The sequence below is a fragment of the Luteimonas sp. gir genome, assembly GCF_037198055.1.
Taxonomy (GTDB): Bacteria; Pseudomonadota; Gammaproteobacteria; order Xanthomonadales; family Xanthomonadaceae; genus Luteimonas; species Luteimonas citri_A.
In genome coordinates this window covers 1-13,982 of record NZ_JBBAXQ010000009.1, presented here as the reverse complement: position 1 = coordinate 13,982, position 13,982 = coordinate 1, and the positions used below count along the sequence as shown (strand labels likewise).

Annotated in this window: 16 protein-coding genes; 7 read left to right on the top strand and 9 right to left on the bottom strand. The window is 68.0% G+C overall.

What is annotated here, in order from left to right; all coding sequences use genetic code 11:
- Positions 1-141: 141 nt before the first annotated feature.
- From paoA to paoC, 3 genes are read left to right on the top strand one after another with little or no spacing between them, the layout of a single operon-like run.
- Positions 142-795 (top strand): aldehyde dehydrogenase iron-sulfur subunit PaoA, encoded by a 654-nt coding sequence (gene paoA, locus WAF18_RS12015; protein ID WP_337245303.1) that lies wholly within the window; start codon positions 142-144, stop codon positions 793-795.
- On the top strand, positions 792-1,751 hold the full coding sequence (locus tag WAF18_RS12010; protein ID WP_337245302.1) for a xanthine dehydrogenase family protein subunit M: 960 nt from the start codon (positions 792-794) through the stop codon (positions 1,749-1,751). Before paoA ends, WAF18_RS12010 begins: the two co-directional genes overlap by 4 nt.
- Positions 1,748-3,946, top strand: a complete 2,199-nt coding sequence (paoC, locus tag WAF18_RS12005) for an aldehyde oxidoreductase molybdenum-binding subunit PaoC (RefSeq protein WP_337245301.1) — start codon at positions 1,748-1,750, stop codon at positions 3,944-3,946. The genes WAF18_RS12010 and paoC overlap by 4 nt, the downstream gene beginning before the upstream one ends.
- A 246-nt stretch (positions 3,947-4,192) precedes the next feature.
- On the opposite strand, the gene WAF18_RS12000 is transcribed toward paoC, so the two are convergent.
- Positions 4,193-4,378 (bottom strand): hypothetical protein, encoded by a 186-nt coding sequence (locus WAF18_RS12000; protein WP_337245300.1) that lies wholly within the window; start codon positions 4,376-4,378, stop codon positions 4,193-4,195.
- A 545-nt stretch (positions 4,379-4,923) separates the two neighbouring features.
- Between WAF18_RS12000 and WAF18_RS11995 the strand changes: the two genes are divergently transcribed.
- Positions 4,924-5,730, top strand: coding sequence for a formate/nitrite transporter family protein (locus WAF18_RS11995; RefSeq protein ID WP_337245299.1), 807 nt, complete (start codon positions 4,924-4,926; stop codon positions 5,728-5,730).
- A 43-nt stretch (positions 5,731-5,773) separates the two neighbouring features.
- Here WAF18_RS11995 and WAF18_RS11990 read toward each other — a convergent pair whose 3' ends face one another.
- Both WAF18_RS11990 and WAF18_RS11985 read right to left on the bottom strand, forming a co-directional pair.
- On the bottom strand, positions 5,774-6,898 hold the full coding sequence (locus WAF18_RS11990; protein ID WP_337245298.1) for a Fic family protein: 1,125 nt from the start codon (positions 6,896-6,898) through the stop codon (positions 5,774-5,776).
- Between the two features lie 99 nt (positions 6,899-6,997).
- Complete coding sequence (locus tag WAF18_RS11985; RefSeq protein WP_337245297.1) at positions 6,998-8,203, bottom strand: serine hydrolase domain-containing protein; 1,206 nt, start codon at positions 8,201-8,203, stop codon at positions 6,998-7,000.
- Positions 8,204-8,295: 92 nt separating this feature from the next.
- On the opposite strand from WAF18_RS11985, the gene WAF18_RS11980 reads away from it, so the two are divergent.
- Genes WAF18_RS11980 through WAF18_RS11970 form a run of 3 tightly spaced genes read left to right on the top strand, consistent with a single transcriptional unit; the run spans position 8,296 to position 10,494 of the window.
- Positions 8,296-9,231: a LysR family transcriptional regulator gene (locus tag WAF18_RS11980; protein ID WP_337245296.1), complete on the top strand. Its 936-nt coding sequence runs from the start codon at positions 8,296-8,298 to the stop codon at positions 9,229-9,231.
- Positions 9,232-9,284: 53 nt separating this feature from the next.
- Positions 9,285-9,875, top strand: a complete 591-nt coding sequence (locus tag WAF18_RS11975) for an NAD(P)H-dependent oxidoreductase (RefSeq protein ID WP_337245295.1) — start codon at positions 9,285-9,287, stop codon at positions 9,873-9,875.
- 19 nt (positions 9,876-9,894) lie between these two features.
- On the top strand, positions 9,895-10,494 hold the full coding sequence (locus WAF18_RS11970; RefSeq protein ID WP_337245294.1) for a TetR/AcrR family transcriptional regulator: 600 nt from the start codon (positions 9,895-9,897) through the stop codon (positions 10,492-10,494).
- Positions 10,495-10,543: 49 nt separating this feature from the next.
- On the opposite strand, the gene WAF18_RS11965 is transcribed toward WAF18_RS11970, so the two are convergent.
- The 6 genes from WAF18_RS11965 to WAF18_RS11940 form a co-directional block, all read right to left on the bottom strand.
- On the bottom strand, positions 10,544-10,831 hold the full coding sequence (locus WAF18_RS11965) for a CopG family transcriptional regulator (RefSeq protein WP_337245293.1): 288 nt from the start codon (positions 10,829-10,831) through the stop codon (positions 10,544-10,546).
- A gap of 66 nt (positions 10,832-10,897) precedes the next feature.
- Complete coding sequence (locus WAF18_RS11960; RefSeq protein WP_337245292.1) at positions 10,898-11,707, bottom strand: hypothetical protein; 810 nt, start codon at positions 11,705-11,707, stop codon at positions 10,898-10,900.
- A gap of 44 nt (positions 11,708-11,751) precedes the next feature.
- Positions 11,752-12,057 carry a sigma factor gene (locus tag WAF18_RS11955; protein ID WP_337245291.1) on the bottom strand — a complete coding sequence of 102 codons (306 nt, stop codon included), beginning with the start codon at positions 12,055-12,057 and terminating at the stop codon, positions 11,752-11,754.
- A gap of 30 nt (positions 12,058-12,087) precedes the next feature.
- Positions 12,088-12,507 carry a hypothetical protein gene (locus tag WAF18_RS11950; RefSeq protein ID WP_337245290.1) on the bottom strand — a complete coding sequence of 140 codons (420 nt, stop codon included), beginning with the start codon at positions 12,505-12,507 and terminating at the stop codon, positions 12,088-12,090.
- 183 nt (positions 12,508-12,690) lie between these two features.
- On the bottom strand, positions 12,691-13,344 hold the full coding sequence (locus tag WAF18_RS11945) for a hypothetical protein (protein ID WP_337245289.1): 654 nt from the start codon (positions 13,342-13,344) through the stop codon (positions 12,691-12,693).
- A 306-nt stretch (positions 13,345-13,650) separates the two neighbouring features.
- Positions 13,651-13,914, bottom strand: coding sequence for a type II toxin-antitoxin system Phd/YefM family antitoxin (locus WAF18_RS11940; protein WP_337245288.1), 264 nt, complete (start codon positions 13,912-13,914; stop codon positions 13,651-13,653).
- Between the last annotated feature and the right edge of the window lie 68 nt (positions 13,915-13,982).

The window sequence follows — 13,982 nt, the reverse complement described above, 5'->3', positions numbered from 1 at the left end:
CATTCTTGATCCCCTCGACACGCCACGACCGGCACGCTCGCTCTGCATCTCGTTCAAGTGCGCACGCCGCGCGCGCATCTTCCGCCCCACACCAATCCCCGCCAGCCCGTGCCCCCGGTCGCCAGCCAGAAGGATTCCGCCATGTCACCGCTCTCCCGCCGCGAACTGCTCAAGGCAGGCGCGGCCTCGGCCGGCGCCGTCGCCGCGCCCGGCATCGCCCAGGCCGCCACCGCCTCCGTGACCCCCGCCCCGCCCCGCCCCCCGGTCATGCAACGCGTCTCGCTGGAGGTCAACGGCCGCCGCATTGAACGCGAGGTCGACACGCGCACCACACTGCTCGACCTGCTGCGCGAACACCTGCAGCTCACCGGCACCAAGAAGGGCTGCGACCACGGCCAGTGCGGCGCCTGCACCGCGATCGTCGATGGCCGCCGCATCAATACTTGTCTGACGCTGGCAGTGATGAACGCCGATGCCAAGGTCACCACGATCGAAGGCCTCGGCACGCCCGAGCGCCTGCATCCGATGCAGGCGGCCTTCGTCAAGCACGACGGCTACCAGTGCGGCTATTGCACGCCCGGGCAGATCTGCTCGGCGGTCGCGGTGCTCGACGAAGTGCGCGCCGGCATTCCGAGCCATGTTACCGGCGACCTCACTGCCCGTCCTGCGCTCAGCCCCGACGAGATCCGCGAGCGCATGAGCGGCAACCTGTGCCGCTGCGGCGCCTACGCCAACATCCTCGACGCGATCGAGGATGTGGCCGGCAGCCGTCGCGCAACGGAGGCTGGCGCATGAAGGCCTTCGACTACACACGCGCCGCCTCCCCGGCCGAGGCAGCGGCCGCTGCTGCCCGTACGCCGGGCGCGAAGTTCATCGCCGGTGGCACCAACCTGCTCGACCTGATGAAGCTCGAGATCGAGACCCCCGCGCAACTCATCGACGTCAATGGCCTGGCACTGGACACCATCGAGGCGACACCCGATGGCGGCCTGCGCATCGGCGCGCTGGTGCGCAACACCGATCTTGCCGCCGATGCCCGTGTGCGCCGCGACTATCCGGTACTGTCGCGCGCCCTGCTCGCCGGCGCGTCCGGCCAGTTGCGCAACCGCGCCACCACCGCCGGCAACCTGCTGCAGCGCACACGCTGCCCCTACTTCTACGACACCGCGCAGCCCTGCAACAAGCGCCTGCCCGGCAGCGGCTGCGGCGCGCTCGACGGCTACAGCCGGCAGCTCGCGGTCATCGGCGGCAGCCGCGCTTGCATCGCCACCCATCCCAGCGACATGGCGGTCGCGATGCGCGCACTCGATGCGGCGGTGGAGACCGTCCAGCCCGACGGACGCGAACGTCGCATCGCGCTCGCCGATCTGTATCTCGCACCCGGCGACACACCACAGCGCGAGACCGCGCTTGCCCCCGGCGAACTGATCACCGCGGTCGTGCTGCCGCCGCCGGTCGGCGGCCGCCAGCTCTACCGCAAGGTCCGCGACCGCGCCTCGTACGCCTTCGCGCTGGTGTCGGTCGCGGCGATCGTGCACGACGATGGCCGCGGCCGCATCGCCGTGGGCGGCGTCGCGCACACGCCCTGGCGCAGCGACGCCGCCGATGCCGAACTGCCCAACGGCGCGGCCGCCGTCGCTGCGCGCCTGTTCGAGGGCGCCACGCCCACCGACGACAACCGTTTCAAGCTCACGCTCGCCCAGCGCACGATCGCGGCCGTGCTCGTCGACGCACAGGAGACCCGCGCATGAAATTCGACACGCCTGCCGGCCCCAACCCGATCGACCGCCTGCGTGTGGTCGGCCAGCCGCTCGACCGCATCGACGGCCCACACAAGGTCACCGGCACCGCCCCCTATGCCTACGAATGGCACGACGTCACCGAACGCGCCGCTTATGGCCACGTCGTCGGCGCGGGCATTGCCAAGGGCCGCATCGCCGCGCTCGACACCTCGGCCGCAGAACGCGCGCCGGGCGTGCTGGCAGTCGTCACTGCGCGCAACGCCGGCGAGCTCGGCAAGGGCAAGATGAACACTGCGACCTTGCTCGGCGGCCCGGCGATCGAGCACTACCACCAGGCCATCGCGCTGGTCGTCGCCGAGACCTTCGAGCAGGCGCGCGCCGCAGCCGCACTGGTCCGCGTGACCTATGCGCGCGAGCCCGGTCGCTTCTCGCTGCATGCCGAGAAGGACCGCGCCATCAAGCCGGAGGGCGACACGCCGGCCGACACAGCGGTCGGCGACTTCGACAGCGCATTTGCATCGGCCGAGGTCACGCTCGACGCGACCTACACCACGCCCGACCAGTCGCACGCGATGATGGAACCGATGGCCTCGCTCGCGGCCTGGGACGGCGACCACGTGACGATCTGGACGTCGAACCAGATGATCGCCTGGAGCCGCGGCGACGTCGCCCGCACGCTCGGGCTTGCGCCGGAGAAGGTGCGTCTGGTCTCGCCGTACATCGGCGGCGGCTTCGGCGGCAAGCTGTTCGTGCGCGCCGACGCCATCCTCGCCGCACTCGGTGCACGCGCGGCCAAGCGCCCGGTCAAGGTCGCCCTGCACCGCCCGCTGATCGCCAACAACACCACGCACCGCCCGGCAACCGAGCAACGCATTCGCATCGGCGCGGGTCGTGACGGCCGCATCACCGCGATCGGTCACGAGAGCTGGTCGGGCAACCTGCCCGGCGGCGACCCGGAGGTCGCGATCCAACAGACCCGCCTGCTCTACGCCGGCGAACACCGCATGACCAGGATGCGGCTGGCCACGCTCGACCTGCCGGAGGGCAACGCGATGCGTGCGCCGGGCGAGACGCCCGGGCTGATGGCGCTGGAAATCGCCATGGACGAAATGGCCGAGAAGCTCGGCATGGACCCGGTCGAGTTCCGCATCCGCAACGACACCCAGGTCGATCCCGAAAAGCCCGAGCGGCCATTCTCGCAACGGCAACTGGTCGAGTGCCTGCGCCAGGGCGCCGAGTGCTTCGGCTGGCATCGCCGTGCCGCGCATGGCAGCGTCCGCGATGGCCGCTGGCTCGTCGGCCTCGGCATGGCCGCCGGCTTCCGCAATGCGCCGGTCACCAAGTCCGGCGCCCGTGCGCGCCTGCAGCCCGACGGCCGGGTCACGGTCGAAACCGACATGACCGACATCGGTACCGGCAGCTACACGATCATTGCGCAGACCGCTGCCGAAACGATGGGGCTGCCGATCGACCAGATCGAGGTCAAGCTTGGCGATTCCGCCTTCCCCGCTTCCGCCGGTTCCGGCGGCCAATGGGGCGCCAACAGCGCGACCGCCGGCGTCTATGCCGCCTGCATGAAATTGCGCGAAGTCATCGCGAACCGGCTCGACCTCGATCCGGCGACCGCAGAGTTCGTCGACGGCGAAGTGCGCGGCGGCGGACGTGCAGTGAAGCTTGCCGAGGTGGCCGGTGACGGCCAGATCGTCGTCGAGGATGCGATCGAGTTTGGCGACCTCGACAAGCGCAAACAGCTGTCCACGTTCGCTGCGCACTTCTGCGAAGTCGGCGTTGACGCGCTGACGGGCGAAACCCGTGTGCGGCGCATGCTCGCCGTGTGCGCCGCCGGTCGCATCCTCAACCCGAAGCAGGCGCGCAGCCAGGTCATCGGCGCGATGACGATGGGCATCGGCGCCGCTTTGTCGGAGGAACTGGCCGTCGACGAGCGCCTCGGCTTCTTCGTCAATCACGACCTTGCCGGCTACGAAGTCCCCGTGCATGCCGACGTGCCCGAGCAGGAGGTCGTATTCCTGGATGAAGCCGACGCCGACAGTTCGCCGATGAAGGCCAAGGGCGTCGGCGAACTGGGCCTGTGCGGCGTCAGTGCCGCGATCGCCAACGCCATCCACAACGCCACCGGCGTGCGCGTGCGCGATTACCCGATCACGCTCGACAAGCTGCTGCCGGGGTTGCCGGACGTCGCCTGATATCGTCTGATCGCCGGCCTGGCGCTTCGCATCGAAACGCACGAGGCGACAACCTCGTCTCGTGCGTTTCGGTGACTTCAATGCGGACGATGACCCCAATGTGCGCGTCGACCGCAAGAACCCGAGTGTCGCGTCCGACGCGATGTTGTCGCGAACGCAATGTCGCGGGTTGCAACGTGTCGCTTTCGCAGGTGTGCTGCGCGCACCAACGGCGATCGAAGCGGTGCGTCGCAGACGCGCTCGGCGTCATCCGCCCGCCAGCCCCCCGCCTGCACGCCCCGGCAGTGCATCGTCGTTATCCGGCGCATCCGGATCATCGAGATCGCCGACCTCGCGGTCGATGCCTGTCTTCGGATCGCGCGGTGGAGTCCGCGTGGTGTCGTCGTCCTGCGGCGCGGCGCCGCCCTGCGTCTTGCCGGCTTGCGTGGTCATGGCGTTGTCCCGATGGGTAGAGCCTCGAGGCTAGGACGGCACGCGTGAAGGCCATTGCGGAAGACGCACCGTGCTGATCCTCCCATCGGCATCTCCTGCACCGGTCATGGCTCGAGCCCCTCGTACCTGCGAACCCGCCCCCACCCGGTGCCCACGGCACCGACCTCCCCCGCACGCGGGGGAGGTAACCGCCCGGGCCCCTCTCCTTTCCCGCAAGTCGCGGGTGATGGCGATCCAAGATCACTGCGTGTTTCCCTTCCCCGCTTATAGTGGATCCCCCGCTTGTAGTGGAGGTGATCAAGCAAGGCCGCCGCTTGCCTCCTTTTCCCTCACACAGTAGGGCGACCTCGCAGACCATCGCCTGTTTCCTTCCCCGCGCGGCGGGGTGCCACCACGCGAGCGGCTGCTTGTCTCCTTCCCCGTGCACGGGGCATTGCGCCCTTCACGGGTGGAAGGTTGGGAGGGGGCAGCCGTTCGCGAAAACGCTCTGGCCGCCACGTTCACCGCGCATCCGCTACACCTGTCCCTCCGCACGGACCGCGCCGATGACGACGCCTGCCCTTGCGATGCCACTCCCTGAGGACATCGCCAAGACCATGTCCGAAACCGGCGTCGAGAAGGCCCATCGGCCGCTCGGCGCGATGGCGGGCCTGGGCATTCTGGCCGGCGCCTACATTGGCTTCGGTAGTCTGATGGCCGCGCTGCTCGGCGCCGGCACCGCCGACCTGCCTTACGGCCCGGCGCAACTCGCGATCGGCACCGGCTTCGCGCTCGGCCTGATCCTGGTGCTGCTGGCCGGCGCCGAACTGTTCACCGGCAACACGCTGATGACCTTGCCGCTCGCCCAGCGCCGCCTCAGTCCGAGACGTCTGCTGCGTGCCTGGAGCGTGGTCTGGCTGGCCAACCTCGTCGGCGCGCTCGCGCTGGTGCTGCTGGCGATCGCCGCCGGCCTGCACACCGCGGGCGACGGCGCGGTTGCGGCGTCGGCAATCGAACTCGCCGCGACCAAGACCGCGAAATCCCCCACCGCGATCCTCGCCAGCGGCGTCCTCGCCAACATCCTCGTGTGCCTGGCGGTGTGGATGGCGGCTGGCGCCAAGAGCGCGGTCGACAAGGTCGCGGTGATCGTGCCGCCGATCGCCGCCTTCGTCGCGCTCGGGCTGGAGCATTCCATCGCCAACATGTCCTTGCTGCCGCTCGGCCTGCTGGCCGCGTCCGCCAGCGGCATCGCGCCGCCCGCGGACCTGTCGTGGGCCAGCGCCGGCGTCAACCTCGTGTGGTCGACGCTGGGCAACATCCTCGGCGGTGCCTGCGTCGGGCTCGGCTATTGGGCGATCCACCTGCGGCAGTAGAGCGAATCATCCCAGTTCGACGCGGGAAACGCCTGGAGGCGCCCTACTTCTCACTTGGCCGTGGAACGCCCTTGAGCCAATAAGCGGCGGAGCGCCCCCCGCCTGCCGTCGGTTCAAGCACGCCTGCCGCGACCAGCGCTTTGAGATCGCGCAATGCCGTATCCGACGACACCCGCGTCAGCGCCGCCCATTTGCGGTTGGTGATCGGCTGCTCGAAGCCATCGATCACTTTGTTGAGTGCTTTGATCTGCCGCTCTGACAGCGGCACCGTCGCCACGCGCTGCCAGAACAGCGCCTTGTGCAGCACGCGATCGAGCTCGGCGTCCGAGCGAAGCACCGCTCGCGTGAGACAGCCGAGGAACCACGCCAGCCACGACGTGACATCGAGATCGCCACGCTGGCTACACTCCAAACGCGCGTAGTAATCGGCGCGCTCGGCCTGGATCTGAGCGGAGACACTGTAGTAGCGGTATTGCAACTGGTCGTAGCGCGACAGCGCCATATCACCGATTGCCCGGGAGACGCGTCCGTTGCCATCCTCGAACGGGTGCAAGGTCACAAACCAGAAGTGCGCGAGTCCGGCCCGGATCAGCGGCGACTCGGACGAAGGTGATTCGAACCAACGCAGAAAACGCGCGACCTCTGCGTCCAATCGCTCGGCGGGGGGTGCCTGGTAATGCACGACTTGGCGCCCGTGCGGACCGGACACCACCTGCATCGGCCCGGTACGATCGTCACGCCATGCAGCAACACGCACGGCCGATAGCCCGCTGCGTCCGGTGGGAAATAACGCGCCCTGCCACGCCTTCAATCGATCCGATGTCAGCGGGACAGCGGCCTGCTCCGTCGCATCGAGGTTCATCGCGACGACGCCTTCCACATGGCGGTCGACCGCCATCGTGTTGCCTTCATCCACGCCCAGCCGTCGTGCCAAAGACGAGCGCACCGTCTCCACGTCCAGTCGCTCGCCCTCGATCGCGCTGGATTTCACGACATCGGCCAACAACGCGGCCAACGCGGCGCGGTCGCGCTCCGGCGCCTGTAGTGCCTCGATGCGACCGTGCAGGCGGCCGATCGCATGGGCCGCCTCGGCCAGTGACGACGCCAGGCGGCCAGGGTCGTAACGGAAGGCAGGCCAATCGTCACGTTCCCAGATCCAATGCGGCATGGCGTCTCCTGCGGCGATTGCGCCCCTTATTCACCGCATATTGTGCGGCGAATACAGCGTCCAATCAACGCATGGCTCGCAATCCGCAGCCACGGCCAGTCAGTCGCCCGCATACACCGCATCCCGGACCTCGCGCGGCAGTGCGCCAGACATGCCTTCGAATGCGGTGTTGGTCAGCAGCACGACGGTCAGACCGTTGGCCGGGTCGACAAACCAGGTGTGGCCGTACACCCCGCCCCACTGCAGCGTGCCGGGCGCCTGCGGGGTGGCGGCGGCGGCCGGGTCGACGAGCACGGCGCCGCCATAACCGAAGCCCCAGCCCGGCCCCTGCGTGGCCGCGGCCGCGCCGACATGATCGCGCCTCGCCTGGGCGATGGTGGCCGGCTGCAAGAACGGCCCGCGCCCATGGAAGACCTCGAGCGCGCGCACGACATCATCGGCCGTGCCCAGCATCCCTGCACCGCCCGACGCGAAGGCCTGCGCATCGAACGCACGCTCGGAATCGAAGCGCAGCGACACGCCCAGCCCCGGGGGCAGCGGCACGTCCATCGCACCGGCCATCCGCCGCGGCACCGGAACGCCATCGACGTAGGGCACCGCGACCCGATCCGAAGGCGGCACCCAGAACGCTGTGTCCGTCATGCCGAGCGGTCCGGTGACAAGGTCGGCCACCGCGCGCGGCAGATCGGTGCGGTGCGCCTGGGCGACGACCTCGCCGAGCACGTCGATCGCCAGTGAGTACCGCCAGCCGGTGCCCGGTGCGAACGCGAGCGGCGCGTCGGCGATCCGCTGCACGTTCTGCGCCAGCGTCAACGCACGCCGGTCCAGCCCATCGGAAATACCCAGCCGGTGATACGGCCCCTCCGGTGGCTGCGCGCCCGGATTGTCGAGCCCGGCGCTGTGCGTGAGCAGGTGATGCACGGTGATCGTCGGCACGCGGCCGTCCGCCAGCGCGGGGCGGAACGCCGGAATCCAGCGCGTGACCGGGTCGTCCAGCCGCAACCGGCCCTGATCGACGAGGCGCAGCGCCGCCAGCGTCACGATCGGCTTGCTGACCGAGGCCAGGCGGAACACCGCGTCCTCGGGCATCGAACGGCCGGCCTCGCGGTCGATCTGGCCCACGGCCCGCCGGTAGACCGTGCGCCCATCGCGTTCGACCCGCAGCACCGCGCCGACGATGCGCTGTTCGCGCACCGCGGTGTCGAGCACGGCGTCGAGCCGCGTCGCAAGGTTCTGCGACGATGGCGTGGCCGGCGCGCTGCTGGCGGCAATGGACAGGGCAAGCAAGGCAGACAAGGCGGTCATGGCGGACTCTCGGGCTGCGGGGCACACACTGTCCCGCCCACGACATGCCAGAAACAGCGGATCGGGCTTCACCGGCCTGTAAGTTCTGCTTCATGTCCAAGCACGAAACCCTCGCCGGCCTGGCCGCATTTCGCAGCGTCGCGCGGCTGGGCAGCTTCACCCGCGCGGCCGATGCCGCTGGCGTCAGCCCGTCCGCGGTATCCCAAGGGGTGCGTGCGCTCGAGGCCCGACTCGGCGTGCGGCTCCTGCACCGCAGCAGCCGCCGGGTCACGCTGACCGAGGCCGGGCACGCATTCCTCCAACAGATCGACACCCCGCTCGACCGGATCGACATCGCCATGCAGCAGGCACGCGCCGGCCGCGGTCAGCCGAGCGGCCTGCTGCGGATCAATCTGTCGCGCCTGGCCGCCGACCTGCTGGTGGTGCCGCGACTGCCGGACTTTCTTGCCCTTTACCCTGAGCTGCAGGTCGAGTTATTCACCGACGACACCCTGGCCGATCTCGTCGTCGGCGGCTTCGATGCCGGCATCCGGTTCGGCCCCTCGCTTGCACGCGATGTCATCGCCCGGCCGATCGGCGGTGCGCAGCAGCGCGTCGTCGTCGGCACCCCGGATTACCTGCGCCGGCATGGCATCCCGGCCTCACCCAGCGACCTGACCGCCCACGACTGCATCCGCTTTCGCCTGCCCGGCAGTGGCCGCATCGAGGCCTGGCGCTTCGCCGAGGCCGGCACCGACATCGACCTCGACGTCCACGGCCGCCTGGTGTTCGCCGACGACCGCCTCGTGCGCGAGGCCGCGCGCGGCGGCCTGGGCCTGTCATGGCAATTCGCGCAATGCGTGGCCGACGATCTCGCCGCCGGTCGGCTGGTGGAGGTGCTGGCCGACTATCGCTGCGCGCAGCCGGGCTTCTATCTGTACTTCTCGGCGCGCGAGTGGATGGCGCCCAAGCTGCGTGTGTTCGTGGATTTCTTCTGCGACGCGCTGCCCGCCTTGGCAGCCGACCACGCGCCTGGCGCTTCAGCATAAATTACTATTCGTAAGTTACTATCCGTAGGAAATCATCTTCCCCCGGATCTCCCGTGCACGCTCTCGTCGTCGTCGCCCATCCCAACCCTGCCTCCCTGACCCACGCCATCGCCGCGCACTTTGTCGCCGGCATCGAAGCCAGCGGCCATACCGCCGAGACCGCCGATCTCGCGGCGGAAGGCTTCGATCCCCGGTTCAACCAGGCCGACCTCGCGCTGTTCCACAAACAGGCGTCTCCTCCGAGCGACGTGGCCGCCGAGCACACACGTCTCGAGCGCGCCGATGCGCTCGTGCTGGTCTACCCGATCTACTGGTGGTCGTTCCCCGCATTGCTCAAGGGCTGGATCGATCGCGTCTTCACCAATGGCTGGGCCTACGACCAGGACGACGGCGGCAAGCTCCACAAGAAGCTGCAACGCCTGCAGGTGCACCTGATCGCCAACGGCGGCGCCGACCAGCGGACCATGGCGCGGCATGGCTACTTCGGCGCGATGAAGACCCAGATCGACCATGGCATCTTCGATTACTGCGGCGCTCGGGTGCTGACTTCCGAACTGCTGCTCGCCTCCGACGCCGGCTTTCCACAGGCGCACCTCGACACCGCCCACGCGCTGGGCCAACGTGTGTTTGCCCCCCGCCCCTGACGACACCGGACACGACACCTTGCCCTCGCCCGCCCCCGACAACACCCGCCGCCGACTGCCACGTGCCGAGCGCACGCGGCAGCTGTTGGACGCCGCCTGGACGCTGATCGGCCACGAAGGCACGGACGCCCTGACGCTGGCACGGCTGGCCGAGGCCGCGGGCGTGACCAAGCCCGTCGTCTACGACCATTTCGGCACGCGCAACGGTCTGCTGGCGGCGCTGTACGAGGACTTCGACGTGCGCCAGACGGCACTCTTCGACGCCGCCGTCGCCGCTGCACGGCCAACGTTGCAGGCCAAGGCCCGCACCATCGCCACCAGCTACGTGGACTGCGTGTTGACCCAGGGCGCGGAGATCGCCGGCGTGCTGGCCGCGCTCAGCGGTTCGCCCGAACTGGCTGCCGTCAAACGCCGCTATCAGCAGACGTTCCTGGACAAATGCGCCGCGGTCCTCGCCCCGTTCGCCGGTCCGGCGGGCCTGCCGACGGCATCGCGCTGGGCGATGCTCGGCGCCGCCGATGCCCTGTCCGATGCCGCTTGCGCCGGCGACATCACGCCGGCGCAAGCCCAGGACGAGCTCGAACAGACGATCGTATCGGTGGTTCGGCGCTGCAAGTGAGCAATGCGTCAACCTGCATAGCCCGCTTCACGTTCCAACTTGACACGCGTCACTCCCGCTTCCAGTGGCGCGCCACAAGCGGCTCCGGTTGTTCACCGGCGATTACCGCCTCCAGATAAGTGCGCATGTTGTCCCAGGGAATAGCGTGGCCTGTCGCAGCCAAGCGCGCATAGCGCGCCTCTACAACGGCATCGAAGTCGGCGTGCCGCCCATCCAATTCGACCGGTTTGGCAATCGCATGCATGATGAACGCATCGAGGCCCTTACCTGCCTGCTCGGCTGCTTTCTCGACACGCGCCTTCAGCGCACTAGGTAGGCGAATGGTAGTGGTAGACATGCGCAACCTCATTTCATCCTCAAACTGCCGGACGCCAAAGCGTCCGGCAGCCCCAAGTCCACCTGTTCAATGCACCTGATACACCGGCGCTGCCGCCTGCCGAACCGTAGGGCGGCGTGTGCGCTCGACGCGGGTTGCGCCATAGCGAGGCCGGGGTTCTTCGACGCCGTGGATCGGCCGCGAGGCGACGCCGAGCCGCTGCGTCTCGATCTGATCCAGCAGCACACGGGCGTCATCCGCGCCCTCGGAGATCGCCAGACCCAATGTCGACAAGGTGTCGTCGGCGAGGTCGTCGGCGTGATCGGAGGCAATGACGTCACCATGCGCGGCAATCGTCTGCAACAGCCGCCCCAGCGCATCGGCCTGGTCCGTCGTCAGGCCGAAGACAAACGGCTCGCCGTCCGTGCACTGGCCGAACGGGGTCGCTGCAGGCGCGTCCTCGGCCTGCCCCGCCGACACGCGCGACGCCTGGCCGCCGGGCCGTCCCGTCTTGGCCGCGCGTTCCGCAGGCGCCGCATCGTCCTCATCCACCGACGCGGACGTTGCGTCTTCGTCGGTGCGGTCGGCCGCACTCCGCCGCGCCGGCCAGTCCAGCACCTCCATCACGCTGTCGATCTGCTCGGCCAGCTGTTCCATACAGAACTGCAGTTCCTGCCAGTCCAGTTGCGGTGGGTCGTCCTCACTGGTGCGCGGCTCGGCCAGCCGCGCGATGAAGCGCATGAACACGCGCAGCCGCTCCAGGCGGAACTGGGCATCCACTGACAGGTAGTAACCCAGGTGTTCGTCCGTGTCATTCGGTGATCCGGTCATGATTGACCTCCATGTGTGGGGGAAACGTCCTTCGATCCGTTTCAGGCGGCTCGCAACGCGACCCATCGCGTGCGACCCACAGATCGCGCTGCAATACCAAGCACGGATCGTCAGCTTGTTGCAGCACGTAACGTCGACAGCGCCCGCTCCTCGATCGGGGGTAACGGCGCCTGCAGCATGCCGGCATCGTCGAGGCAGACATGCTGCGCGGCACGCCGGCGCCCGCGAGCGCGTCTGAACTCGATTATCAAGTTCTGTACAATCCGATACATCAGGCGCGTATGGCTTTTGATGTCAGGATTCTCCCGATACGACAGTAAGCGCACGCGCGTTTCCTGGGTCAGATCTTCGGCCACATCCGCTCGGCCAACGCGACGACGCAAGTACGTCAAGCAATCCCGACGCAAGCCCGGCACCGCGGCATCGAACCGCGCCCGCGCCCTGGGCTAGTCGTCGTCCTTGACAGGCCCACCAGGCCCATCGGCCAGCACCTGGCGGATCCTGTCGAAATAGCTGTCCTCCAGCACGCGCTCCAGTTCTTCGCGCGTGCGCGCCTCCGACAGGCGGCGCCGCAACTCGTTCTCCTTGACCGAGCGAGACTTGCGACTGTCGACATCGCAGCTGGCCACAGGGTCGACCGTAACGTTCATCCCAAGCCGCTGCGCGCCTACCGTGTCCAGAATCTCCTGCGCCTCGAGCCCGGCGCGAAAGACCGCGTGCCCGAGCGTGGACACCGTGTGTTCCTGCAGGAGGGGGACATCCCCCATCGCGAGTACATCACCCAGGGCGGTGATCGATTGCAGCAAGTGGTCGAGTCGATCCACCTGATCCAGCGTGACCCCAGCCACCATCCGTTGCGTTGTCATGTCGGCGAGCTTCCTGTGCAATGAGTCCAGAGAAGTCAGTCCGGGTGTCCCCGCAGAGGCACAGGCCGCGCACCCTAATGGCCTGACATGCACTGCGAAGTTTCCGTCACCCTTGATCTGAAGTTTAGATACTAAAAGCCGGGCGCGCAACGTCAACGCGGCGCGCCCGGCCCCATACCAACTTCAGTGCAGCACGGCTCCGTACGTCGGGCGCGGCTCACGCACACCCGTGGCCGGCCGCGACGGCGCGTGCAACTGCTGTTCCTGCACTTGTTCCAGAATCTCGCGCACCGTGTCGGCACCTTCCGAGATCGCCAGCCCCAGCGTCGAGATCGTGGCGTCGGCCAAATCGTCCTCATGGCCGGACGCCAGCACATCGCCATGCGCCATCAGCGTCTGCACCAGACGATCCAGCGCATCGGCCTGGTCGATGGTGACGCCGAACACGAAGTCGTCCGGCACATCGGCTACCTCCGCTGCGCGTGCCTTGGCGTACGCGCCCCTGGTCGCCTCTTGCGGCGTGTCATCGGCATGCGTGGCCTCGTCAGATTCGAGATCCTCCGGCGGCGTGTACGCATCCTGCCGCGCCGCCCGCGATGGCCGCCACCGCATCGCTTCGAGCACCTGATCGGCCTGCTCGGCCAACAGCGTCAGGCAGGTGGCCACATCGCCGCCCCGCACCTGTGGGATGCCTTGCTCCTCATCAGCCAGCGAGCGCGGTTGCGCCAGTTCCGACAAGAACTGCATATGCTCGATCAGCTGCCGCAGCCGCGTGCGGCTGTCTTCCGGCACGAAGTAGCCAGGCTGATTCTGATCATCATGGTCATGCTTGGACATCGCGTTTGCCTCCATTCCATGGGAAGTGCCCCGCCACCGCGCACGGTGGACGGGAAGTCGGGAGGCTCGAAACCGTGCATAGCCGGCGGGCTTATTCCCCTTTCGGGTGTTGTATTCACCGCCCTCCCGACGCAGAGATCGCGCCGGTTGCACCTGCGAAAGATGCAGGCACAAAAAACCCACCAGTTTGTCGGAGGTGGGTACCGCTATGCACGGAGTTTCGAGGCTCCGGGGACGAGCGTGCTACTGAAAGAACAGGATGTCAAGCCCTGGATTGGCTACTTCTTTGTTTATTTTTTTTGCGCTCTATCCGTCGGCCTCGCTCGCCAAGTTCACCATCGGCGGATAGTCACGCAGACGTGGCAAATCGAGCTCGACAGCTGCGGCGCCTGGCATCGCAAGCGCATCGGCAAGCGTCCGACGCGGCACGACCAAACGGCGATAGTCTTGAATTGAAAGCAGCACGTACGCAGGCTCCCCTCGCTGCGTGATGAGCACTGGCCCCCGCTCCGATTCACGCGTCGCGCGACCGACATTGCGCCGAAACTGGCTGCTACTCAAAGCAATCATGGCATGCTTCCAGTGAGCGAGTGGACGAAACCTAATACCAGATCACCATCGGCAGTCCAACTGCATCC

Excerpts from the sequence above, each read along its gene's own strand:
- paoA (WP_337245303.1), top strand. The coding sequence starts at position 142 with ATGTCACCGCTCTCCCGCCGCGAACTGCTCAAGGCAGGCGCGGCCTCG.
- WAF18_RS12010 (WP_337245302.1), top strand. The coding sequence starts at position 792 with ATGAAGGCCTTCGACTACACACGCGCCGCCTCCCCGGCCGAGGCAGCG.
- paoC (WP_337245301.1), top strand. The coding sequence starts at position 1,748 with ATGAAATTCGACACGCCTGCCGGCCCCAACCCGATCGACCGCCTGCGT.
- WAF18_RS12000 (WP_337245300.1), bottom strand. The coding sequence starts at position 4,378 with ATGACCACGCAAGCCGGCAAGACGCAGGGCGGCGCCGCGCCGCAGGAC.
- WAF18_RS11995 (WP_337245299.1), top strand. The coding sequence starts at position 4,924 with ATGACGACGCCTGCCCTTGCGATGCCACTCCCTGAGGACATCGCCAAG.
- WAF18_RS11990 (WP_337245298.1), bottom strand. The coding sequence starts at position 6,898 with ATGCCGCATTGGATCTGGGAACGTGACGATTGGCCTGCCTTCCGTTAC.
- WAF18_RS11985 (WP_337245297.1), bottom strand. The coding sequence starts at position 8,203 with ATGACCGCCTTGTCTGCCTTGCTTGCCCTGTCCATTGCCGCCAGCAGC.
- WAF18_RS11980 (WP_337245296.1), top strand. The coding sequence starts at position 8,296 with ATGTCCAAGCACGAAACCCTCGCCGGCCTGGCCGCATTTCGCAGCGTC.
- WAF18_RS11965 (WP_337245293.1), bottom strand. The coding sequence starts at position 10,831 with ATGTCTACCACTACCATTCGCCTACCTAGTGCGCTGAAGGCGCGTGTC.
- WAF18_RS11960 (WP_337245292.1), bottom strand. The coding sequence starts at position 11,707 with ATGGGTCGCGTTGCGAGCCGCCTGAAACGGATCGAAGGACGTTTCCCC.
- WAF18_RS11950 (WP_337245290.1), bottom strand. The coding sequence starts at position 12,507 with ATGACAACGCAACGGATGGTGGCTGGGGTCACGCTGGATCAGGTGGAT.
- WAF18_RS11945 (WP_337245289.1), bottom strand. The coding sequence starts at position 13,344 with ATGTCCAAGCATGACCATGATGATCAGAATCAGCCTGGCTACTTCGTG.
- WAF18_RS11940 (WP_337245288.1), bottom strand. The coding sequence starts at position 13,914 with ATGATTGCTTTGAGTAGCAGCCAGTTTCGGCGCAATGTCGGTCGCGCG.